The 19,645-nt window shown below is 64.0% G+C and carries 24 protein-coding genes; 16 read left to right on the forward strand and 8 right to left on the reverse strand.

Features of this window, described 5'->3' with window-relative positions:
* Nucleotides 1–203 precede the first annotated feature (203 nt).
* Nucleotides 204–1,007, forward strand: coding sequence for a phytanoyl-CoA dioxygenase family protein (locus LOY54_RS06660; protein ID WP_093386256.1), 804 nt, complete (start codon nucleotides 204–206; stop codon nucleotides 1,005–1,007).
* A 91-nt stretch (nucleotides 1,008–1,098) separates the two neighbouring features.
* Here LOY54_RS06660 and LOY54_RS06665 read toward each other — a convergent pair whose 3' ends face one another.
* The gene (locus LOY54_RS06665; RefSeq protein WP_045193487.1) at nucleotides 1,099–1,323 is read right to left on the reverse strand and encodes a YdcH family protein; all 225 of its coding nucleotides are present in this window, start codon (nucleotides 1,321–1,323) and stop codon (nucleotides 1,099–1,101) included.
* A 120-nt stretch (nucleotides 1,324–1,443) separates the two neighbouring features.
* Between LOY54_RS06665 and LOY54_RS06670 the strand changes: the two genes are divergently transcribed.
* The 5 genes from LOY54_RS06670 (at nucleotide 1,444) to LOY54_RS06690 (ending at nucleotide 6,133) form a co-directional block, all read left to right on the forward strand.
* Entirely contained in the window at nucleotides 1,444–1,809 is a 366-nt protein-coding gene (locus tag LOY54_RS06670; protein ID WP_258609959.1) for a 5-carboxymethyl-2-hydroxymuconate Delta-isomerase, read from the forward strand.
* A gap of 169 nt (nucleotides 1,810–1,978) precedes the next feature.
* On the forward strand, nucleotides 1,979–3,613 hold the full coding sequence (locus LOY54_RS06675; RefSeq protein ID WP_258609961.1) for a phosphoethanolamine transferase: 1,635 nt from the start codon (nucleotides 1,979–1,981) through the stop codon (nucleotides 3,611–3,613).
* A 99-nt stretch (nucleotides 3,614–3,712) separates the two neighbouring features.
* On the forward strand, nucleotides 3,713–4,846 hold the full coding sequence (gene rnd, locus LOY54_RS06680; protein WP_045193484.1) for a ribonuclease D: 1,134 nt from the start codon (nucleotides 3,713–3,715) through the stop codon (nucleotides 4,844–4,846).
* On the forward strand, nucleotides 4,843–5,136 hold the full coding sequence (locus tag LOY54_RS06685) for a YcgL domain-containing protein (protein WP_045193483.1): 294 nt from the start codon (nucleotides 4,843–4,845) through the stop codon (nucleotides 5,134–5,136). The genes rnd and LOY54_RS06685 overlap by 4 nt, the downstream gene beginning before the upstream one ends.
* A gap of 64 nt (nucleotides 5,137–5,200) precedes the next feature.
* Entirely contained in the window at nucleotides 5,201–6,133 is a 933-nt protein-coding gene (locus tag LOY54_RS06690) for a D-2-hydroxyacid dehydrogenase (protein WP_045193705.1), read from the forward strand.
* Nucleotides 6,134–6,160: 27 nt separating this feature from the next.
* On the opposite strand, the gene LOY54_RS06695 is transcribed toward LOY54_RS06690, so the two are convergent.
* On the reverse strand, nucleotides 6,161–6,754 hold the full coding sequence (locus LOY54_RS06695; RefSeq protein ID WP_258609964.1) for a nitroreductase family protein: 594 nt from the start codon (nucleotides 6,752–6,754) through the stop codon (nucleotides 6,161–6,163).
* A 147-nt stretch (nucleotides 6,755–6,901) separates the two neighbouring features.
* Here LOY54_RS06695 and LOY54_RS06700 point away from each other — a divergent pair, with 147 nt between their 5' ends.
* Both LOY54_RS06700 and LOY54_RS06705 read left to right on the forward strand, forming a co-directional pair.
* Nucleotides 6,902–7,351 (forward strand): YcgN family cysteine cluster protein, encoded by a 450-nt coding sequence (locus tag LOY54_RS06700; protein ID WP_045193480.1) that lies wholly within the window; start codon nucleotides 6,902–6,904, stop codon nucleotides 7,349–7,351.
* A 58-nt stretch (nucleotides 7,352–7,409) separates the two neighbouring features.
* Nucleotides 7,410–8,624 (forward strand): hypothetical protein, encoded by a 1,215-nt coding sequence (locus tag LOY54_RS06705; RefSeq protein WP_045193703.1) that lies wholly within the window; start codon nucleotides 7,410–7,412, stop codon nucleotides 8,622–8,624.
* Here LOY54_RS06705 and LOY54_RS06710 read toward each other — a convergent pair.
* The 3 genes from LOY54_RS06710 to LOY54_RS06720 all read right to left on the reverse strand — a co-directional run bounded on the left by LOY54_RS06710 (nucleotide 8,621) and on the right by LOY54_RS06720 (nucleotide 9,956).
* Entirely contained in the window at nucleotides 8,621–8,986 is a 366-nt protein-coding gene (locus LOY54_RS06710) for a DUF2892 domain-containing protein (RefSeq protein ID WP_093386224.1), read from the reverse strand. The genes LOY54_RS06705 and LOY54_RS06710 overlap by 4 nt on opposite strands.
* A gap of 66 nt (nucleotides 8,987–9,052) precedes the next feature.
* Nucleotides 9,053–9,523, reverse strand: coding sequence for an RNA methyltransferase (locus LOY54_RS06715; RefSeq protein ID WP_093386219.1), 471 nt, complete (start codon nucleotides 9,521–9,523; stop codon nucleotides 9,053–9,055).
* Nucleotides 9,524–9,584: 61 nt separating this feature from the next.
* Nucleotides 9,585–9,956, reverse strand: coding sequence for a YajD family HNH nuclease (locus tag LOY54_RS06720; protein WP_038996595.1), 372 nt, complete (start codon nucleotides 9,954–9,956; stop codon nucleotides 9,585–9,587).
* A gap of 126 nt (nucleotides 9,957–10,082) precedes the next feature.
* On the opposite strand from LOY54_RS06720, the gene LOY54_RS06725 reads away from it, so the two are divergent.
* On the forward strand, nucleotides 10,083–10,355 hold the full coding sequence (locus LOY54_RS06725) for a hypothetical protein (protein ID WP_213602137.1): 273 nt from the start codon (nucleotides 10,083–10,085) through the stop codon (nucleotides 10,353–10,355).
* Here LOY54_RS06725 and LOY54_RS06730 read toward each other — a convergent pair.
* Entirely contained in the window at nucleotides 10,352–10,825 is a 474-nt protein-coding gene (locus LOY54_RS06730; protein WP_045193477.1) for a cyclic nucleotide-binding domain-containing protein, read from the reverse strand. The genes LOY54_RS06725 and LOY54_RS06730 overlap by 4 nt on opposite strands.
* A gap of 95 nt (nucleotides 10,826–10,920) precedes the next feature.
* On the reverse strand, nucleotides 10,921–12,972 hold the full coding sequence (locus LOY54_RS06735) for a S9 family peptidase (protein ID WP_213602135.1): 2,052 nt from the start codon (nucleotides 12,970–12,972) through the stop codon (nucleotides 10,921–10,923).
* A gap of 84 nt (nucleotides 12,973–13,056) precedes the next feature.
* Here LOY54_RS06735 and LOY54_RS06740 point away from each other — a divergent pair, with 84 nt between their 5' ends.
* Genes LOY54_RS06740 through LOY54_RS06750 form a run of 3 tightly spaced genes read left to right on the forward strand, consistent with a single transcriptional unit; the run spans nucleotide 13,057 to nucleotide 14,880 of the window.
* A complete protein-coding gene (locus tag LOY54_RS06740) occupies nucleotides 13,057–13,548 on the forward strand; it encodes an MFS transporter (protein ID WP_258609967.1) in 492 nt (163 codons plus the stop codon).
* A 22-nt stretch (nucleotides 13,549–13,570) separates the two neighbouring features.
* A complete protein-coding gene (locus LOY54_RS06745; RefSeq protein ID WP_045193474.1) occupies nucleotides 13,571–14,347 on the forward strand; it encodes a class II glutamine amidotransferase in 777 nt (258 codons plus the stop codon).
* Between the two features lie 11 nt (nucleotides 14,348–14,358).
* Entirely contained in the window at nucleotides 14,359–14,880 is a 522-nt protein-coding gene (locus tag LOY54_RS06750) for a DUF2937 family protein (RefSeq protein WP_093386196.1), read from the forward strand.
* Here LOY54_RS06750 and LOY54_RS06755 read toward each other — a convergent pair.
* Nucleotides 14,877–15,788: a LysR family transcriptional regulator gene (locus LOY54_RS06755; protein WP_258609969.1), complete on the reverse strand. Its 912-nt coding sequence runs from the start codon at nucleotides 15,786–15,788 to the stop codon at nucleotides 14,877–14,879. The two genes, LOY54_RS06750 and LOY54_RS06755, sit on opposite strands and share 4 nt — an antisense overlap.
* Before the next feature lie 142 nt (nucleotides 15,789–15,930).
* On the opposite strand from LOY54_RS06755, the gene LOY54_RS06760 reads away from it, so the two are divergent.
* Genes LOY54_RS06760 through LOY54_RS06775 form a run of 4 tightly spaced genes read left to right on the forward strand, consistent with a single transcriptional unit; the run spans nucleotide 15,931 to nucleotide 19,613 of the window.
* Nucleotides 15,931–17,217 (forward strand): MFS transporter, encoded by a 1,287-nt coding sequence (locus LOY54_RS06760; protein WP_045193471.1) that lies wholly within the window; start codon nucleotides 15,931–15,933, stop codon nucleotides 17,215–17,217.
* A gap of 25 nt (nucleotides 17,218–17,242) precedes the next feature.
* Complete coding sequence (locus tag LOY54_RS06765; protein WP_258609971.1) at nucleotides 17,243–17,995, forward strand: 5-oxoprolinase subunit PxpA; 753 nt, start codon at nucleotides 17,243–17,245, stop codon at nucleotides 17,993–17,995.
* Nucleotides 17,992–18,696 carry a 5-oxoprolinase subunit PxpB gene (gene pxpB / locus LOY54_RS06770; RefSeq protein ID WP_258609973.1) on the forward strand — a complete coding sequence of 235 codons (705 nt, stop codon included), beginning with the start codon at nucleotides 17,992–17,994 and terminating at the stop codon, nucleotides 18,694–18,696. The genes LOY54_RS06765 and pxpB overlap by 4 nt, the downstream gene beginning before the upstream one ends.
* Entirely contained in the window at nucleotides 18,693–19,613 is a 921-nt protein-coding gene (locus LOY54_RS06775; protein WP_258609975.1) for a biotin-dependent carboxyltransferase family protein, read from the forward strand. The genes pxpB and LOY54_RS06775 overlap by 4 nt, the downstream gene beginning before the upstream one ends.
* The last annotated feature ends 32 nt before the right edge of the window (nucleotides 19,614–19,645 follow it).

Here is a 19,645-nt window from a genome sequence, read left to right on the forward strand (position 1 = left end):
CCCAGGTAACTCCTCGTTGTTCTTATTCTTGGATAGCAAGGCGCCGTAGGACACAGGCAGGGCCATTAACCGGCCAAAGGCGGCGGGCTGACAACCGCCGCGCCATACAGATTGCCTATAGTGGCGCATAGGTAATCTGTGGTTTACCGGCTGCGCGCGGGCGCCCAATACTTTTGTCATTACAACAAGAGAGGTGGTCTGCGATGAATGCCGATATCGAACAGTTCCAGCGTGACGGTGCAGTGGTCTTGCGTGGCGTGTTCCGCGACTGGATCGAACCGCTGCGCGAAGGTTTTGAACAGAACCTGGCCGCGCCCAGCGCCTTTGCCATCGAGAACGTCGGCAGTGGCGAAGGCGGGCGCTTCTTCGAGGATTACTGCAACTGGCAACGCATCCCGGCATTCAAGGACTTCGTGCTCAACTCGCCCGCTGCGGCGCTTGCCGGGGCGCTGATGCAGTCGCGGCAAGTGCAGGTGTTCCATGAACACATCCTGGTCAAGGAGCCGGGCACCTCCAAGCCCACGCCCTGGCACCAGGACCTGCCGTACTACTGCGTCGACGGCCTGCAAACCGCCAGCTACTGGATACCGCTGGACCCGGTCACCCGCCACAACACCTTGAGCGTGGTCCTCGGCTCCCATCGCTGGCCCAAGCCGGTTCGGCCCAAGAGCTGGGCCAGCAACAAGGATTTCTATGGCGCCACCGATGCCGGCTCCGGTGAAAGCCTGTTCATGGACATGCCGGACGTGGAGAACGGCGAGTATCAGATTCTTTCGCCGGAGCTTGAGCCAGGTGATGCGGTGGTGTTCGATTTTCGTACCGTGCATGGCGCCGCCGGCAACAACGGCAGCAACCGCCGCCGGGCCTTCTCGACGCGCTTCATGGGTGATGACGTGCGCTATATCCAGCGGCCCGGCCGGACCTCACCGCCGTTTCCGGGGATTGATCTGAAGAGCGGCGATCGCATGCGCGAGGACTGGTTTCCGGTGGTGTGGGCGCGGTCTTAAGGGGGGCTGGCAGGAGCGAGCTTGCCTGGCGATGCGATGTGGCAGGTAGATCGCTATCGCGGGTCAAGCCCGCTCCCACAGGTAGTGCGGGTTACTTAAGATGGGCGACGATCTCGTCCTTGATCTTCAGGCGTTCCTTGCGTAGCCGGGTGACGGTGTCATCGGCGGCGCTATTGTTCTCGGCATCGACGACTTCGGCGTCTTTGCGGTTGTAGTCTTCATGCAGCTGACTCAGCCGCGGGTCGTGTTGTTTCTTCTCGATGAACTGGTCCTTGGTCAGATTCAAGTCTGCGAGTAAATCGTGCTTGACCGGCATTTCTTCACCTCTCCGGGGTTTGTGGGGTGGAAGTCATGAACTTAGAGGATAGTCGGCTTTGCCGGGTTTCGCGGCTGGGGTAGTCTGTTGCAACATTTGCCCTGCCCAGGACTCCGTGCAATGCCTCATCTTCATGTGGAATACAGCGACAACCTGAAAAACCTCGAGGTCGACCGCCTGTTACTGCGCCTTAACCACGCCCTGGTCGGTAGTGGCCAGTTTGCCGAAGAGCTGGACATCAAGAGCCGCGCCGTGGCCCTGGGCAGTTTTCGCGTGGGCGTGGCGCCGGTAGAGCGTGCGTTCGCCCACATCAAGCTGGCGATCCTCAGCGGCCGTTCGGCCGAGATCAAACGCCAGCTGTCGGCGAGCCTGCTGGAGGTGCTCAAGGAGGCCGTGCCAGGCACGCCGGGGCTGGACATCCAGCTGTGCGTCGAGGTAATTGATATTGATCGCGATTCCTATTCAAAAGTGCACCTGCCGGGGTAAACAGGCGTGTGCCTGAACACACGCTGAACGTCATACTTAAATAGACGCCAAGCGACTATTTGTTGGCGTCTTTTTCACAAAAAATTGATGACTGGCTACTTAAAGTTCGGGCTGTTTCCAGGTAGTGCCGCAACGGCACTGTTCCCGACGTTTAAATAAGCGAACCATCATGTTCAAGGTCAAACCCCTGCGGGCCGAATGGGTCACGTTGATTGCCAGCCTGTACCTGTTGATCGGCTTCAACTCGTTATTGTGGCAACACCTGGCCTCGGTGCTTGCCACCGATGCCCACGGCCTGCTGCTGCGCGGGGCCTTTGGGGTGATGATCCTCTGTGCGTTCAACCTGGTATTGACCCTGCTGGCCTTCAGGCCGCTGCTCAAACCGCTGCTGATTACCTTGTTCATGGTCAGTGCCGCAGTGGCGTACTTCATGAGCCAGTACGGGGTAATGATCGATGTCGGCATGCTGCGCAATGCCATGGAGACGAATGCCACGGAAGTGCGTGACCTGCTCTCGATTAAACTTTTTTTATATATAACGTTTTTAGGTGTCTTGCCTTCTTTGTTGTTGTACAAGACGCCGGTTTTATACCGTAACTGGGTCCGTGAATTGTTCGGCAAGTTACTCGCCAGTGTCGCCTGTGTTGTGGTGCTGGGCGCCGTCGCGCTGATCAACTACCAGGGCCTGGCTTCGCTGTTTCGCAATCACCATGAAATCCGCCTGTTGCTGGTGCCGAGCAATTTTGTCGGCGCCTCCCTGGGCTATGTCGGCGAGCGCGTTGGCAGCGCCGCCAAGCCGTTTCGCGCCATCGGCGAGGACGCCAGGCTCGACGTCGCCTGGCAGCAACGTACGCGCAAGTCGCTGACTGTGCTGGTGGTCGGCGAGAGCGCGCGGGCGCCGAACTTCGGGGTGCTCGGCTATGGCCGTGACACCACACCGCAACTGAGCCAGGAAAAGGGCCTGATCGCCTTCACCGACGTGCACTCCTGCGGCACCGAAACCGCCGTGTCGGTGCCGTGCATGTTCTCCGGCTTCACCCGCAAGGATTACGACGCCAGCACCGCAAAAAACCAGGAAGGCCTGCTCGATGTGCTGCAGCGGGCAGGGCTGGCGGTGCGCTGGCGTGATAACCAGTCTGGCTGCAAGGGCACTTGCGACCGGGTGGTGTTCGAGGATGTCAGCAACCTCAAGGACCCGGCGCTGTGCGCCGATGACGAGTGCCGCGACGAGATCCTGCTCAAGGGCCTGGACAGCTTCATCGACAACCTGCAACAGGACACCGTGCTGGTCCTGCACCAGATGGGCAGCCACGGGCCGGACTACTACAAGCGTTACCCCAAAGCGTACGAGCGCTTCACTCCAGTGTGCCGCAGCAACGCCCTCAACCAGTGCAGCCAGGAGAGCATCGTCAACGCCTATGACAACACTCTGGTGTACACCGACCATGTCCTCGCTTCGCTGATCGACCTCTTGCGCAGCAAGCAGGACAAGGTCGACACCGCCATGCTGTACCTCTCCGACCACGGCGAATCGCTCGGTGAGTACAACCTGTACCTGCATGGCACGCCGTACATGCTGGCGCCGGAGCAGCAAAAACACGTGCCGCTGCTGGCGTGGTTCTCCGACAGTTACAAGGCCAGCTTCGGCGTCGACAGCGACTGCCTGCAGAAGGCCCGTAATCAACCGCTGAGCCAGGACAATCTGTTCCATTCCATGCTCGGCCTGCTGCAGGTGCACACCGCCCTGTACAAGCCGCAGCTGGACCTGTTCGCCAGTTGCCGGCCGATGTTGGCCCGGCACTGATCACAGGCGCGGTAGCGGCGGCAGGGATAGCGGTCGAGTGGTTTCCCGACGATGGCCTGCGCCGTATATACTGCGCGCCATTGTTTGTGGGAGAGCCTTGTGGCCATTGATATTCACTGGATTTGCGATGACCGCAGCCTGGCAGAGCATTGCCAGCAGTGGCGCACGCTGCCCTTCGTGGCACTCGACACCGAGTTCATGCGGGTCGATACCTTTTATCCGAAAGCCGGTTTGATCCAGGTCGGCGACGGGGCACGGGCCTACCTGATCGATCCGCTGCGCATCGGCGACTGGCAGCCGCTGGCCGGCCTGCTCGAAGATCCGCAGGTGATCAAGGTCCTGCATGCCTGCAGCGAAGACCTCGAAGTGCTGTCGCGCCTGACCGGCAGCCTGCCGGCGCCGTTGTTCGACACCCAGCTGGCCGCCGGTTACCTCAACCTGGGCTTCTCCATGGGCTATTCGCGCCTGGTCCAGGAAGTGCTTGGCATCGACCTGCCCAAGGGTGAAACCCGCTCCGACTGGCTGCAACGCCCGCTGTCGGACACCCAGGTCAGCTACGCCGCCGAAGACGCCGTGCACCTGGCCGAACTGTACGAGCGCCTGCGCCCGCAACTGTCGGATGACAAGAACGCCTGGGTGCTTGAAGACGGCGCCGAACTGGTTGCCCAGCTGCGCCGCGAAACCGATCCCCTTGAGCTATACCGCGAAGCCAAGCTGGCCTGGAAGCTGTCGCGTGCGCAACTGGCGGTACTGCGCGAGCTGTGCGCCTGGCGCGAGCGCGAGGCGCGTGCCCGTGACCTGCCGCGCAACCGCATCGTGCGTGAAAACGCCTTGTGGCCGATGGCCCGCACCCAGCCCGACTCACTGTCGGCGCTGGCCAAGATCGAAGACATGCACCCGCGCACCATTCGTCAGGATGGCGAGTTTTTGCTCGGCCTGATCAAGCAGGCCGCCAGTCTGCCGCCAGAGCAATGGCCGCCAGCGGTGCCCGAGCCGCTGCCGATCGAAGCCTCGGCGCTGCTCAAGCAACTGCGCGCCATCGGCCAGGCCGAGGCCGAGCGCCTGAACATCGCCCCCGAGCTGATGCTGCGCAAGAAAACCCTGGAACTGCTGCTCAAGAGCGGCTACCCCAACGGACCCTATCAACTCCCCGAGTCGCTGCGCGGCTGGCGCCGTGAGCGCATGGGGCAGGCGCTGCTTGATTGCCTGGCGGGCGCCGGAGACCAACCATGAAACGTATCTGCTCGATCTACAAGAGCCCGCGCAAGAACGAAATGTACCTGTACGTGCTCAAGGCCGATGGCCTGGAGCGCGTGCCCGAAGGCCTGCTGCCGTTTTTTGGCAAGCCGGTGCATGCCTTCGACCTGGTCCTGAGCCCGGAGCGCCAGCTGGCCCGCGAAGATATTGCCAAGGTCCTGGAAAACCTCGAACAGCAGGGTTACCACCTGCAAATGCCACCGGCCGAGGACGAGTACATCGAGCACCTGCCAGAAGAGCTGCTGCGTCGCAACGACCCGGTCTGATCCCCCTCTTTGTCGCGCCGCCAGCCCCTGGCGGCTTGCGCCGTTACCCAAGGTTGCAATGAACATGCGTGTTTTGATCGCTGAACAGGATCATGCCCTCTACGCTCGGCTGTTGCGCGAGATGGCACCGGACCTGGAGGTCCTGAACAGTGGCGATTCGGCCGAGCTTGCGCGGATGGCCGCCGCCAGCCCGGTGTGGCTGGGCCAGCCGGACCTGCTGGCGACCTTGCTGCGCCAGGGCCACCAGCCGCAGTGGCTGCAGTCGACCTGGGCCGGCATCACGCCGCTGCTGGCTGACGGCCTGCAGCGCGACTACCGCCTGACCCGGGCGGTGGGCATCTTTGGCCAGGTCATGGCCGAGTATGTGCTCACCTACATGCTCGGCCACGAGCGCGAGGTACTGGCGCGCCTGGTCAGCCAGGTCGAGCGCAAGTGGGATGACCGCCCCGGACGCAGCCTGCAAGGGCGCCGGGCGCTGATCGTCGGCACCGGTGATATCGGCCAGCAGGTGGCGCAGTTTCTGGTTCCGTTTGGCGTGCAGTTGTACGGCATCGCCAGCCAGCCGCGTGAGCAGGCGCCGTTTATCGAAGTGGCCGGCCTTGACGACCTGGGCCGTCTGGTCGGCGAGGTCGATTACGTCATCAACCTGCTGCCCGATACCCCGGCAACCCATGACCTGTACGACGCCGCGTTGTTTCAGCGCTTCAACCCCGAGGCGTTGTTCATCAATGCCGGGCGCGGTGTGGCGGTGGTCGATGGCGACCTCGTCGAGGCTTTGAAGAAAGGCCATCTGGCCGGTGCGGTGATCGATGTCTGTCGGCAGGAGCCGCTGCCCCAGCGCCATCCGTTCTGGACCGCCTGGGGCTTGCTGCTGACCGGGCACAGCTCGGCACCGACCTCGCCTTCGGCGATGGTGCGCTTGTTTGTCGAGAACTTGCGGGCGTATCAGGCGGGTCAAGGGCTGCGCGGGGAAGTGGACTTTCAGCGCGGCTATTAAACGTCTCGACTTGACCCGCGAAACCCATCAAAGGCTGAAATCACCCTCAGCCGCCAACTCGCTCAACGGCCGCCGCGGGCTCGGCACTTCCCGCGCCTGCAAGCCTTCGGCCAGGGTCGACTTGTCGCCCAGCTTGCCGATCGCCACTGCCGCGTGCAGGGCGTAGCCTTCGGGGATCTTCAGCTCCTTGCGGGTCAGTTCCTGGTCGAAACCGGCCATGCCATGGGTGTGCCAGCCGCTCAGGCTCGCTTGCAGCGCCAGGTGTCCCCAGGCCGAGCCGGTGTCGAAGGTGTGCCACAGGGCCGGGGTTTCTTCGCTGGCGCCCGGCGCGGTGAAGCTGGTTTTGGAAATGATGATCACCAGCGCCGAGGCGTGCTGGGCCCAGCTGCGGTTGAACTCGTTGAGCAGGCCAAGGAAGCGTTCCCAGTTCGAAGTATCACGGCGGGCATAGAGGAAGCGCCAGGGCTGCGAGTTGTAGGCCGAAGGTGCCCAGCGTGCGGCTTCCAGGAAGCTCAGCAGGGTGGCCTGGTCGATCGGCTCGCCGGTGAAGGCGCGCGGCGACCAGCGCTGGATGAACTGTTCGTTGATGGCATGATCGGCAACGCGAGGATTTGCACTCATCAATAGTTCCTGAAGTTGGGGTGGTGACCGCTGGTCAAACTACTGTGTCATATGAGCGCTGACAAGCGGTCTGGCAATGGCCGGTGACAGGCCCTAGACTGGCGCCGCCGCGCCGCCGCATACGAATTGAAACAGGACACCCGCGACATGACTGCCAACGCCAATCCATTCTGGATGCGTAAAACCCTCGAGCAACTCGACCCGCAAGAGTGGGAGTCGCTGTGTGACGGCTGTGGCCTGTGCTGCCTGCAAAAGCTTGAAGATGAAGACGACAACAGCGTCTATTACACGCGTATCGCCTGCAAGTTGCTGGACCTCAAGACCTGCCAGTGCAGCGATTACCCGCAGCGGATGCAGATCGTACCCGACTGCATCCAGCTCACGCCGGGCAAGGCCGACCAGTTCAAATGGCTGCCGACCACCTGCGGTTACCGCCTGGTCAGCGAGGGCAAGGATCTGCCCGACTGGCATCATCTGGTGTGTGGCGACCGCGAGCAGGTGCACAAGCAACGGATTTCACAATCCGGGCGCATGCTCAGCGAAGACAGCGTCGATGAAGACGACTGGGAAGACTATCTGATTTTCCGCGCCGGCTGAGCCTCGCAGAGGGTTGTCGGACAGCGCGTTTGGCGGAACAAGGAGTTTCTGTATGCGTGTGCGTTGCCATGGGTGGCTGGTGCTGGGCCTGCTGGCCAGTTCGCCGGCCTGGGCGAAAAAAGTCGATCTGGATTACCACGTGCGCTTGCTGCCAGAAAGCGAGCAGGCCGAAGTGCGCCTGACCCTGGCCGATGGCGCCAGCGTGCGCAGCCTGGACTTCGACCTGGGCAAGGACGGCGCCTACAGCGAGTTCAAGGCCGACGGCCAGTGGCAACTGCAGGGCGACGATCAGCGTGGCCACTGGCAACCGGCGCCGGGCAAAAGCCAGCTCACCTACAAGGTACGCCTGAGCCAGCGGCTCAAGGGCGGCGCTTATGAAACCCGCATGACCCCGGATTGGGCGCTGTTTCGCGGCGACGACCTGGTGCCGCCGGCGCGCCTGGACCAGCACGACGGCACCGAACTGGTGGCACGCCTGAGCTTCGAGCTGCCCAAGGGCTGGAAAAGCGTCGAGACGCCGTGGCCGCGCATCGGCAAGCAGCGTTTTCGCATCGACAACGTTTCGCGCCTGTTCGACCGCCCGACCGGCTGGATGCTCGCCGGCACCGTCGGCACCCGCCGCGCGCGCCTGGGCGAAACCGAAGTCAGTGTCGCCGCACCCCAAGGCCAGGGCATGCGCCGGCTGGACAACCTGACCCTGCTGACCTTCGTCTGGCCACAGCTTCAGGCAGTGTTCCCGCGCAACCCGCCCAAGCTGTTGCTGGTGGGGGCCCGCGATGAACTGTGGCGCGGCGCTCGCGCCGGGCACAACTCCATCTACCTGCACAGCAGCCGTCCGTTGGTCGCTGAGAACGGCTCAAGCCCGGTGCTGCGCGAGCTGGTGCATGTGTTTGCGCAAATCAATGATCGCGAGGCCAGCGACTGGATCAGCGAAAGCCTGGCCGAGTACTACGCCAGCGAACTGCTGCGCCGCGCCGGCGGCATGACCGACGAGCGTTACCAGGCCCTGCAGGCGAGCCTTGAACGCAGTGGCAAGAAGGTCAGCAGCTTGCGCGGCGAGCAGGTCGACAGCGCGGTGATCGCCCGTGGCGTGCTGCTGTTGCGCGCGCTTGACCAGGAAATCCGCCTGCACACCCACAACCAGCGCTCACTGGACGATGTCACCCGGGCGATGATGCGCCTGAACAGCGTCAGCACCGCCGAGTTCATCCAGCTCAGCGAAAGCGTGCTGGGCAAGTCGTCCGAGGTGCTGCAGAGCAAGCTGCTGCGTTAAGGCTTGGGGTCATTGAGCGCGTCGTTGCCGGTCACCGTGGTGCCACGGGTAGCGGCTTCGGCGTTGGCCTTGAGCGCTTGCAGCTCGGCGCCGCTGCGTTCGATCTTGCTGCGGATGTTGTCCAGGTCGCTGCGGCCGCGTTCGATCAGGCTTTTCACCGAGCTGTGGCCGGTGATGCCACGGGCCAGGGCAACCCCGCCGATGGCCACCTGAATCAAGCCGAACAGGCCGCCACGGCGCAGGCCCTTGCCGACCATGATCACCCCGGTGGCAACCGAACCTGCGCGCTCCCAGCCGTGGACATTCTGATCGCTGGCCATATGCGCTGAATTGGCCGGGATAAGCGTCTGTTTCTCGGTCATGGTCATTCTCCAGTAGGGACGATGGTCTATAGCAGACCGCCGGGCGGGGCGGGCTGTTCAGTCGGCTTACTTGAATTTCGGCCCGGAGCGGGTGTTCAGGCCCTTGGCCAGGCGGTCGTAGAGCACCACGTTGACGGTGGCGGCAAGGTTCATGCAACCGTTGGTCGGGATGTAGATGGTCTCTTCACACCAGGCCCGCACGCTCGGGTCGAGGGAGCCGTCTTCGGGGCCGAAGATATAGATCGCGCGGTCCGGGTGGGTGTACTCGGGCAGCGCCCGGGCGCCGTCGACCAGCTCTACCGCCACCGGCGTGCAGCCCAGGGGGATGATCTTCTGCAGGTCGTCGATACCGATCAGCGGAATGTCGTAGTGCACCCGCTTGGTGTCGGTGACGAAGTCGCGGGCGCGCTCATAGCGCTTGCCGGTGTAGAACACCGAGTTGACGCCGTAGCAACCCGCGGCGCGCATCACCGAACCGACGTTCTCTGCTGACTTGGGGTTGAACAGACCAATGCAGCTGTACCGTTTGTTCGCCACGTGCCGGGGCCCTTCGCAAAAAAGACGCGATTATACGGGCTTGCCGGCGACTGTGGGCGCTTCAGTCCTTCTTCAGCATCCCGGCCAGGGCCGCAAACGGATTGTGGGTGGCCTTGGCGATGCTCGGGCTGCTGGTCGAGCCTTCGCTGAAGTACTGCTGGTCGGTATAGCGCGAGTGCTCGTTGTCGTGACAGTACAGGCACAGCAGCTCCCAGTTGGAACCGTCCTGGGGGTTGTTGTCGTGGTTGTGGTCACGGTGGTGCACGGTCAGCTCGCTCAGGCGCTTGCCGGCGAACTCGCGGGCGCAGCGGCCACACACGTGCGGGTACATGCGCAGGGCCTTGTCACGGTAGCCCATTTCCTTGTCGCGCTTGGCGTCGGCGAGGATGCGGTCTAGCCGTGCGGTGGCGGCGGCAGAGGATGACGAACTCATGGGATTACCTTTTCTCGGGCTTGTTACGGTTATGCCTTGAAGTTTAGCCCGATGGCGGGCAATTCGGACAGGCAAACCGTGCGCGGTGGGAGTAGCCTGTAGCCAGGACCCTCAAGGAGCCTGCGCATGCGTTACGCGATCATTGCCGTACTGATCTGTGCCAGCCTGCAAAGCACCGTGGCCGCCGAGCTGCAACCGCGGCTGGCCACGCCGGTGCCGGGGGCGCCGGGCACCGCCACGCCAACACCCTATCCGCAGGTGACGCCAAGTACGCCGCCGCGGGCCGGTGATGCGCGACCGGGCTCGCCATTGCTGCCGCCGATGCCGCTGCCCGCTCCGCCCAAGGACCAGCCGTTACCCGGCCTGAATCCGGACAACAGCAAGGGCAAGGGCGACTAGACCTGCTGCGCCAGACGCTGGCCGTCCTGCATGCGCAGGCGCCGCGACAAGGCCACGGCCAGGGCGCGGATGATCTTGGCGGCGATCTTCGGGGCGTCGTTGAGCATCTTTTCCAGCGAGTCCTTGCCCAGGTTGAGCAGTTGGCAGTCGCTGGCGGCAATGCAACTGGCCGAGCGCCGTTCACCGTCGAGCACGGCCATTTCGCCGAAGGCACGGCCCTTGCGCAGGGTGGCGATTTCGACCTGGCGCTGCTCGGCGTCGGTCTTGCGTACCGACACCACGCCGTGGTGGATGATGCACATGAAGGTGCCGGCATCGCCTTCGCGGAAAATTTCTTCACCTTCGCTCATGCTGCTGATGCTGAAATAGCCGGCGGCGGCCTGGAAGTCGACAGGCAGCAACTGGTCGAACAGGCCGCAGTCCATGAGCATGTCGCGGATTTCGTTGTTGAGGTGGGTGGGTTCAGGCATTTGCGTCGTTCTTTTAGTTTTGTGGTGTCTGATAATCGCGGGTCAAGCCCGCTCCTACAGGGGCGGGCGGTGACTCAGACAACAAATTTTCCGATTTACACCACGCCCAGCACGTTAAATACAAACGCATACTCCAGCGCCACATCGCGCAGCCCTTGGTAGCGCCCGCTCATGCCGCCGTGGCCGGCGCCCATTTCGGTCTTGAGCAGCAGCAGGTTGTCGTCGGTCTTGGTCACCCGCAGCCGCGCCACCCACTTGGCCGCTTCCCAGTACTGCACGCGGCTGTCGTTGTAACCGGCGATCACCAGCAGGGCAGGGTAGGCCTGGGCGCGGACGTTTTCATAGGGTGCGTAGGCCTTGATCCGCTCGTACACCTCGGGTTCTTCGGGGTTGCCCCACTCGTCGTATTCGGTGACGGTCAGCGGCAGTTCCGGGTCGAGCATGGTGTTGAGCACGTCGACGAACGGCACTTCGGCAATCGCCGCCTTGAACAGCTCCGGGCGCTGGTTGAGTACTGCGCCGATCAGCAGGCCACCGGCGCTGCCGCCGCTGATCGCCAGTTGCCCGGCGCAGGTAACGCCCTGGGCGATCAGGTGTTCGGCGCAGGCAATGAAATCGCCGAAGGTGTTGTGCTTGTGCTCCTGCTTGCCGGCGCGGTACCAGGCTTCACCCAGCTCGCCGCCACCACGCACGTGGGCGATGGCAAAGGCCACGCCGCGTTCGAGCAGGCTCAGGCGGGCGTGGGAGAACCACGGGTCGAGGCTTTCGCCATAGGCGCCATAACCGTACAGGTACAGCGGCACCGGCTTGCCGACGTCGGCGCGGCGCTGCACCAGGCTGATCGGCACCTGGGTGCCGTCGGCGGCAGTGGCCCACAGGCGCTGGCTGACGTAGGCATCCGGGTCGAACGGGCCGAGCACCGGGGTTTGCTTGAGCACTTGCTGGGCGCCGCTGGCCAGCTCCAGCTGGCGTACCTGGGCCGGGCGGTTGAGCGACTGGTAACGCAGGCGGATGCGCGGGCTGACGAACTCCAGGCTGTCCTGCACGTACAAGCTGTAGGCAGCGTCTGGCAGCTCGACGCGGTAGGCCGGCAGGCCTTGTGGGCGCACCTCGATGATCGGCAGGCCGCCTTCGCGCAGGCTCAGGGTCAGGGCGCTGGCGTTGAGGGTCAGGCCTTCGAGCATCACCGTGTCGCGGTGGGCCACCAGCAGTTGCCATTGCTCGCGGCTCGGCACGCTATCGGCTTGGGCCTGGTACAGGGCGAAGTTGATGCCGTCCTGGTTGCTGCGGATGAACCAGCGCCACTGGCCTTCGAGCTGGCCGTGGTCAGGGTAGTACTCGTGGCCCTCGACCCGCGGCGCCAGGCAGGTGAAGGCCTGCTCGGGATGTTCGGCGTCGAGCACCCAGGCCTCGCTGGTGGTCTTGCTGTTGAGCAGCAGGATCAGCTGGCGCTCGGAGCTGGCGCGGTAGCAGTGCAGAAAGAAACGACCGTCGGTTTCTTCATACACGGGTGCAACGCTGCCGCTGCCCAGGCGATGGCGCAACAGCTTGTGCGGGCGATGGGTGTCGTCCAGCTCGGCGAAGAACAGCGTCTGGTTGTCGTTGGCCCAGGTCATGCTGCCGTCGCAGTCCTCGAACGGCAGTTGCTCGATGGCGCCGCTGGCCAGTTCCTTGACGAACAGGGTGTAGATTTCGTCGCCCGTGGTGTCCAGGCTGTAGGCCAGGCGCTGGTGGTCGGGGCTGATGCTGAAGGCACCGAGGGACAGAAAGCCGCCCTGGGCCAGTTCATTGGGGTCGAGCAGCAGCTCTTCGCGGCTTTCATCGACCGTATTGGAATCGTCGGCCGGGCGCGGGCAGCGGTAGTGGCGGGCGTATTCGTCACCGGCGGTGGTGCGCGTGTAGTACAGGTACGGGCCCCAGGGCGAGGGCAGCGACAGGTCGGTCTCGAGGATGCGCGCCTTGATCTCTTCGAACAGTTGCTCGCGCAGCGGCGCCTGAGCGGCCAGCTGCGCCTCTTGATAGGCGTTCTCGGCGTTCAGGTACGCCAGCACCTCGGGGGTGTCGCGCTGCTGCAGCCAGGCATAGGGATCGGCACCTTCGGCCTTGCGGGCAATCGGGGCACGGGGAGCGGTGGCGTCTGCGGACATGCGGGGTTCTCTTGGCTGGGGGGCGCCTGCGCGCGGAAAAGTGTTTATCATAAGCGTCTATTTGCCTAGCTTGCCACGGACACCATGACCGAGAACGACTATCTGCTCGCCTGGGGCCTCTACGCCCTTGCCGCCTTGGGATGCCTGCTGGTGGGCTTTCGCCTGACCTCATGGATGTGGCGCTGGTTGCGCGAACCGCTGCGGGTGCTGATGGCGGTGCTGCTGCTGACCCCGACCATTGTCGACCCGGTGAAAGAAAAGTTCGCCCCGGCCATCGCCATTGCCGCTCTCGACACCCTGTTCAAGGTCGGCAACAACGCCCTGCGCGCCGCAGCCGACCTGGCCATGTACGGCATGATTGCCTTTGCCCTGTATGCGCTGTTCGTGCTCATCCGCTGGCCGCTCGAGCGCCGTGCCAGGGCCCGCCGCGAGCAGGCGCAAGCCGCCGCGCAACGTGAAGCGGACGAGCCTGTGAGCGATGAGCTGTTCGCCGCCGAGCGCAGCGACCGCTACCGTAACCCGCCACCTGCAGCGCCGCTGGGCGGCAGTGGCGCGCGGGTCGAGCCGCGCCTGTAGCCTTTGCCCGGAGCAGCCAAGCATGTGTGAATTACTGGGCATGAGCGCCAATGTGCCGACCGACATCGTTTTCAGCTTCACCGGGCTGATGCAGCGCGGCGGGCGCACCGGCCCGCACCGTGACGGCTGGGGCATCGCCTTCTACGAAGGCCGTGGCCTGCGCCTGTTCCAGGACCCGGCGGCGAGCTGCGAGTCGGAAGTCGCCAACCTGGTGCAGCGCTACCCGATCAAGAGCGAGGTGGTGATCGGCCACATTCGCCAGGCCAACGTCGGCAAGGTCTGCCTGTCCAACACCCATCCGTTCGTGCGCGAGCTGTGGGGGCGCAACTGGTGCTTTGCGCACAACGGCCAGCTCGGCGAGTTCAAGGGCCAGGCGACCTTCTATCGGCCGGTTGGCGACACCGACAGCGAAGCGGCGTTTTGCGACCTGCTCAACCGCGTGCGCGAAGCCTTCCCCGAACCGGTCGAGGTCGAGCAATTGCTGCCGGTGCTGGTCGAGGCCTGCGCCGAATACCGTGGCAAGGGCGTGTTCAACTGCCTGTTCAGCGATGGCGACTGGCTGTTCTGCTTCTGTTCGACCAAGCTGGTGCACATCACCCGCCGAGCGCCGTTTGGCCCGGCACGGCTGAAGGACGTCGACATGATCGTCGACTTCCAGGCCGAAACCACCCCTAACGATGTGGTCACGGTGATCGCCACCGAGGCCCTCACCGAGAACGAAACCTGGCATCGCTACGCACCTGGCCAGTGGGCCCTGTGGCGCCGTGGCGAATGCATCGCCGAAGGCCAGGCCAGCTAAGGATCAGCCCCATGTTCAGAAGTTACCTGCGCTTGCTGTTGTTTACCTGCGGTTTGCTGGTCGGGCTGCAGGTGCCGGGCTATATCGTCGATTACAGCCAGCGGGTCGAGGCGCACCTGCTTGAATCGCGCGAAGGCCTCAAGGGTTTTGAAGACACCGCCAAGCGCTTCTTCAACGGCGACCTGCAGGCCTTGGTGCGCCATTACCGCAGCAGCGACGACCCGGTGTTCACCAGCGATGCCAACAGCATCGAGAGCCTGTTGATCCGCAATCGCCAGTTCGAGCAGGAATGGCAGATCGTGCAGGGCCCGTGGCTGGCGAAAACCTGGCATGTGCTGGTTACCGCCAACCCGCAACTGCGCGAAGAAACCCTCAACGCTTACCGCTACCAGATTCTGCTTAACCCCGAGGCCCTGGCCTGGGGCCTGAGTTGCGCGCTGCTGCTGGCGCTGGTGGTCGAAAGCCTGCTGCTGTTGCTCGGCTGGGTGGCCCTCGGCGGGCGGCGCAAGGCGGTGCAGGAGAGCTGGCGCTAAACCAGCACGATGCGCTGCGGCCCGGCATCGCGGGCGTAGCGCTCCAACACGTTGCGGCACAGTTGCACCACCTCGTCGACCAGCTCGACGCCGGTCTGCCAGGCCACCACCAGCTCCAGGCTCGGTGGCTGTTGGGCCAGCGGCAGCAGGATCAGCTCGCCACGGGCCAGTTCCTCGCTGACCAGCGCCGGTGGCAGGGCGCCAATACCAAAACCATCACGCAACAGCCGGGTGATCGCCGCCACCGAGTTCACGCAGTTCAGCCGTGGCGCGCCGACCCCTTCGGCCTGCAGCAGGCTGAGAACTTCCTGGTGCGGGCGGGAATTTTTCGAAAAGGTCACGATGCGCTCGCGGGCCAGGTCCGCCAGCGAGGTGTAGTCGCGGTTGTAGATTGACTGGCTGGCGACGATCCAGCCCATGGGGTAGCGCGCCAGGTCCAGGCTGCGGATGCTTTCCTGGCGCAACAGGTCGGTTTGCAGGATTACATCGAGAAAGCCTTTTTGCAGTTGTTCGCGCAAGTTAAGCGCCGTATCGGCGATCAACTCGATTTCCACCTGCGGGTAGCGCTCCATCAACTCCGCCACCAGCGGGCTCATCCAGGTGTGGATTACCGTGTCCATCACGCCGATGCGAATGCGCCCGACCTTGGCCCGGTCGCTGTCCAGCGATTGCTTGAGGGCCTTGGCGGTGTCGAGCATCTGTTCGGCGTACTCGAGCACCTTGCTGCCTTCCGGGGTCAGGCTCACGCCACGTGAGTCGCGCAGCAGCAACCTGACCCCGAGATCGGCCTCAAGCGCGGCGATGCGGCTGGAGATCGAGGCCTGGGTGGTGAAGAGCTTTTCGGCGGTCAGGCGAAAGCTCTTGAGGCGGGCGACCCAGACGAAGGTTTCGAGGAATTTGAGGTTCATGGCGCGCTCACTGATCAAGTTTTTCTTATGCCAGACAGCTGGTTTTTCTCGTTGGACGACAACCTGCGGGCGTCGAAAAATGATCCTCAAGCCGCGACACATGTTGTCGTCGTTAAAACAATACCAACAAGCTGAGGCAACCATGAACCCATCGGGCGTGCAGCAACAGGTCAAAGCCAGGTCAGTGGCGGGGCCATTCGACTGGTACCGCAACATCAACAAGCAGGAACGCCGGACCTTCTGGAGCTGCAAGATCGGCTACGGCCTCGATGGCATGGACACGCAGATGCTCAGCTTCGTCATCCCCACCCTGATCGCCCTGTGGGGCATCAGCACCGCCGAAGCCGGGTTGATTCACACCAGCACCCTGATCGCCTCGGCCTTGGGCGGCTGGATCGCCGGTATCCTTTCCGACCGCATCGGCCGCGTGCGCACCCTGCAATTGACGGTACTGTGGTTCGCCTTCTTCACCTTTCTTTGCGGCTTTGCCCAGAACTACGAGCAGCTGTTGATCGCCCGCACCCTGATGGGCTTCGGTTTTGGCGGCGAATGGACCGCCGGCGCCGTGCTGATCGGCGAAGTGATCCGCGCCCAGGACCGTGGCAAGGCAGTGGGCATGGTGCAGTCCGGCTGGGCCATCGGCTGGGGCCTGACGGCGATCCTGTATGCCGTGCTGTTTTCGCTGTTGCCGCCGGAAGATGCCTGGCGCGCACTGTTTTTGCTGGGCATCGTGCCAGCGGTGTTCGTGATTTTCGTTCGCCGCCTGGTCAAGGACCCGGAGATCTACCAGCAGGCCAAGGCCGCGGAAAAGACCGCAGCGCCGTCGCATTTTTATGAAATCTTCGCCCCGGGCATGCTCTTCACCACGATCCGCGCCTCGCTGCTGACCACCGGCGCCCTGGGCGGCTACTACGCCATCACCTCGTGGCTGCCAACCTTCCTCAAGAACGAGCGCGGCTTGAGCGTACTGGGTACCGGCGGCTACCTGGCGATGGTGATCTTCGGCTCCTACATCGGCTATGTGATCAGCGCCTACCTCACCGACCTGCTGGGCCGGAAAAAGAACTTCATCCTCTTCGCCGTCGGTTCGTTCATCATTGTCCTGCTCTACACCCAGATGCCGGTCAGCGACGGCGTCATGCTCTGGCTGGGCTTCCCCCTGGGCTTCTTCGCCTCGGGGATCTTCAGCGGCATGGGCGCGTTTCTCACCGAACTCTTCCCCACCCGCATCCGCGGCTCGGGCCAGGGCTTTTGCTACAACATCGGCCGCGCGCTGGCGGCGTTCTTCCCGCTGCTGATCGGCTTGCTGAGCCAGAAGATTCCCCTGGGCCTGGGCATCGGCGGATTTGCCGCAGTGTCCTACGGAGTGGTAATTCTGGCAGCCTTGAGCCTGCCGGAAACCCGCGGCAAACAATTAGAAGCCCATTAAGGCCGAGCCTGAAGGAGTGTCACACGTGAGCCGCCTGTTATTGAATTGCGATATGGGTGAAAGTTTTGGCAGCTGGACCATGGGCCTGGATGCCCAGGTCATGCCTTATGTTGATTGCGCCAACATTGCCTGCGGTTTTCATGCCGGCGACCCCGGGATCATGCGCAAGACCGTGGCCCTGGCCGTGGCCAGCCAGGTGCGCATCGGCGCCCATCCGGCCTACCCGGACCTGGCCGGCTTCGGCCGCCGCTCCATGGCCTGCAGCGCCGAAGAGATTCGCGACCTGCTGCATTACCAGATCGGCGCCCTGGACGGCATTTGCCGTACCCAGGGTACCCGGGTTGCCTACGTCAAACCCCACGGCGCGCTGTACAACGACATGATGGTCGAGCCGCTCAAGCTGCGTGCCGTGCTCGAAGCCGTGGCCGCCTATGACCGGCAACTGCCGCTGATGCTGATGGCCACCGCCGACAACAGCGCGGCCCAGGCCTTGGGCGATGAGTACGGTGTAACCCTGTGGTTCGAAGCCTTTGCCGACCGCGCCTACGACGCCAGCGGCCACCTGTTGTCGCGGCGCTTGCCGGGGGCGGTGCACCATGATCCGGCGATGATTGTCGAGCAGGCCCTGCGCCTGGCCCGCGGCGAGGCGCTGAGCGCCAGCGATGGCAGCGCGTTGCTGCTGCAGGCCGATACCCTGTGCGTGCATGGCGACAACGACAGCTCGATCGCCGCCGTGCGGCAGATCCGTCAGGCCCTCGATGCCCAGGCGGTGCCATGAATTACCGTATTGAAGTGGTGGCCATCGACTGCCTGATGGTGCGCCTGTTCGACCAGATCGATGAAAGCAACATGCCCTGGATGCTCGCCGCCAGCCAGCGCCTGCGCAGTGCCTTTGCCGGGCGCCTGGTCGACCTGGTGCCGTCCTATACCACGCTGATGGTGCAGTTCGACCTGCTCCAGCTGTCGCCGGCCGAGGCCCAGGCCTGTATTCGCCAAGCGCTCACCGACTTGCAGCCGGACCCTGGCAGCGCAGGCCGCCAGCACGAGATTCCGGTGTGGTATGACCCGAGTGTCGGCCCGGAGCTGCAACTGCTGGCCGAGCGTTGCAACACATCGGTGGCCGACATCATTCGCCGCCACAGCGAGCGTGAGTACCAGGTGTTCGCCCTGGGCTTTGCCCCCGGCTTCGCCTTCATGGGCCTGGTCGAACAAGCCCTGGCCGCGCCGCGCCTGGCCACCCCGCGCAAACGCGTGGCGGCCGGCAGCGTGGGCATTGCCGAGCGCCAGACCGCCGCTTATCCAGCGGTTTCTCCCGGCGGCTGGAATCTGATCGGGCGCACCCCGAGCAAGCTTTTCGACCGCCTGCGTGATGGCTACAGCCTGTTGCAGCCGGGTGACCGGGTGCGCTTCGTGGCGGTTGAGCGCGCCACCTTCATCAACCTGGGCGGCGACGATACCCCGCTGGAGGCACAGCCATGAGCCGCTTGTCGATCGAGGCCAGCACGCCGCTGTGCCTGCTGCAGGATGCCGGGCGCTTTGGCGTGCGCCACCTGGGCGTGACCCAGGGCGGGGCGCTGGACTGGGTGTCGATGCGCTGGGCCAACTGGCTGCAGGGCAACGCGCCCGAGGCCGCGGTGGTCGAGGTCACCCTCGGTGGTTTCAGCCTGATTGCCGAGCAGGACTGTTGCCTGGCCCTGGCCGGCGCCGACCTCGACGCACGCCTCGATGGCCAGCCGCTCAAGCCCTGGCGTAGCTTCAGCATGGGCAAGGGCCAGCGCCTGCGCCTGAATGCGCCGCTGCATGGCGCCCGTGCCTACATCGCCGCGCCGGGTGGCTTCAAGGCGCCGCAGGTACTGGGCAGTTGTGCCAGCGTGGTACGTGAAGCGCTCGGTGGGCTGGATGGTTTGGGCTCGCCGCTGGCCAAGGGGCAAGCGCTGGAATACGCCGGTGTGGCAGCGGCGCTCAAAGAAGTGCCGGAGGCGTTGTGGCCGGACTTTACCGACAGGTCGCCGCTTGATCTGTTGCTCGGTGCGCAGATCGGCGATTTTAGCGGCACGAGTCTGTTTGAAGCGTTCAACCGCGACTGGACCCTCGACAGCCGCGCTGATCGCATGGGCATGCGCTTGCTCGGGCCGGTGTTGCGCTACCAGGGGCCGTCGATGATTTCCGAGGGGATTGCGTTGGGCGCGGTGCAGGTGCCACCGGATGGCCAGCCGATCGTGCTGCTCAATGACCGCCAGACCATTGGTGGTTATCCACGCTTGGGCGCGTTGACGCCGTTGGCCCTGGCGAGGATGGCGCAGATGCTGCCGGGGCGTGTGGTGCGCTTCAGGCCGGTGGTGCAGGAGATGGCGTGGCTTGAGCAGCGGGCGTTTCTTGAAAGGTTTGTTGGCTGAGCGGGCCTCATCGCGGGTCAAGCCCGCTCCTA

The sequence above is a fragment of the Pseudomonas sp. B21-032 genome (assembly GCF_024748965.1).
Lineage (GTDB): Bacteria > Pseudomonadota > Gammaproteobacteria > Pseudomonadales > Pseudomonadaceae > Aquipseudomonas.

Coding starts and splice junctions, on each gene's coding strand:
- LOY54_RS06725 (WP_213602137.1), top strand. CDS start 10,083: ATGCGTTACGCGATCATTGCCGTACTGATCTGTGCCAGCCTGCAAAGC.
- LOY54_RS06665 (WP_045193487.1), bottom strand. CDS start 1,323: ATGCCGGTCAAGCACGATTTACTCGCAGACTTGAATCTGACCAAGGAC.
- LOY54_RS06730 (WP_045193477.1), bottom strand. CDS start 10,825: ATGCCTGAACCCACCCACCTCAACAACGAAATCCGCGACATGCTCATG.
- LOY54_RS06685 (WP_045193483.1), top strand. CDS start 4,843: ATGAAACGTATCTGCTCGATCTACAAGAGCCCGCGCAAGAACGAAATG.
- LOY54_RS06660 (WP_093386256.1), top strand. CDS start 204: ATGAATGCCGATATCGAACAGTTCCAGCGTGACGGTGCAGTGGTCTTG.
- LOY54_RS06750 (WP_093386196.1), top strand. CDS start 14,359: ATGTTCAGAAGTTACCTGCGCTTGCTGTTGTTTACCTGCGGTTTGCTG.
- LOY54_RS06740 (WP_258609967.1), top strand. CDS start 13,057: ATGACCGAGAACGACTATCTGCTCGCCTGGGGCCTCTACGCCCTTGCC.
- LOY54_RS06735 (WP_213602135.1), bottom strand. CDS start 12,972: ATGTCCGCAGACGCCACCGCTCCCCGTGCCCCGATTGCCCGCAAGGCC.
- LOY54_RS06670 (WP_258609959.1), top strand. CDS start 1,444: ATGCCTCATCTTCATGTGGAATACAGCGACAACCTGAAAAACCTCGAG.
- LOY54_RS06755 (WP_258609969.1), bottom strand. CDS start 15,788: ATGAACCTCAAATTCCTCGAAACCTTCGTCTGGGTCGCCCGCCTCAAG.
- pxpB (WP_258609973.1), top strand. CDS start 17,992: ATGAATTACCGTATTGAAGTGGTGGCCATCGACTGCCTGATGGTGCGC.
- LOY54_RS06775 (WP_258609975.1), top strand. CDS start 18,693: ATGAGCCGCTTGTCGATCGAGGCCAGCACGCCGCTGTGCCTGCTGCAG.
- LOY54_RS06760 (WP_045193471.1), top strand. CDS start 15,931: ATGAACCCATCGGGCGTGCAGCAACAGGTCAAAGCCAGGTCAGTGGCG.
- LOY54_RS06700 (WP_045193480.1), top strand. CDS start 6,902: ATGACTGCCAACGCCAATCCATTCTGGATGCGTAAAACCCTCGAGCAA.
- LOY54_RS06690 (WP_045193705.1), top strand. CDS start 5,201: ATGCGTGTTTTGATCGCTGAACAGGATCATGCCCTCTACGCTCGGCTG.
- LOY54_RS06695 (WP_258609964.1), bottom strand. CDS start 6,754: ATGAGTGCAAATCCTCGCGTTGCCGATCATGCCATCAACGAACAGTTC.
- LOY54_RS06720 (WP_038996595.1), bottom strand. CDS start 9,956: ATGAGTTCGTCATCCTCTGCCGCCGCCACCGCACGGCTAGACCGCATC.
- LOY54_RS06710 (WP_093386224.1), bottom strand. CDS start 8,986: ATGACCGAGAAACAGACGCTTATCCCGGCCAATTCAGCGCATATGGCC.
- LOY54_RS06675 (WP_258609961.1), top strand. CDS start 1,979: ATGTTCAAGGTCAAACCCCTGCGGGCCGAATGGGTCACGTTGATTGCC.
- LOY54_RS06745 (WP_045193474.1), top strand. CDS start 13,571: ATGTGTGAATTACTGGGCATGAGCGCCAATGTGCCGACCGACATCGTT.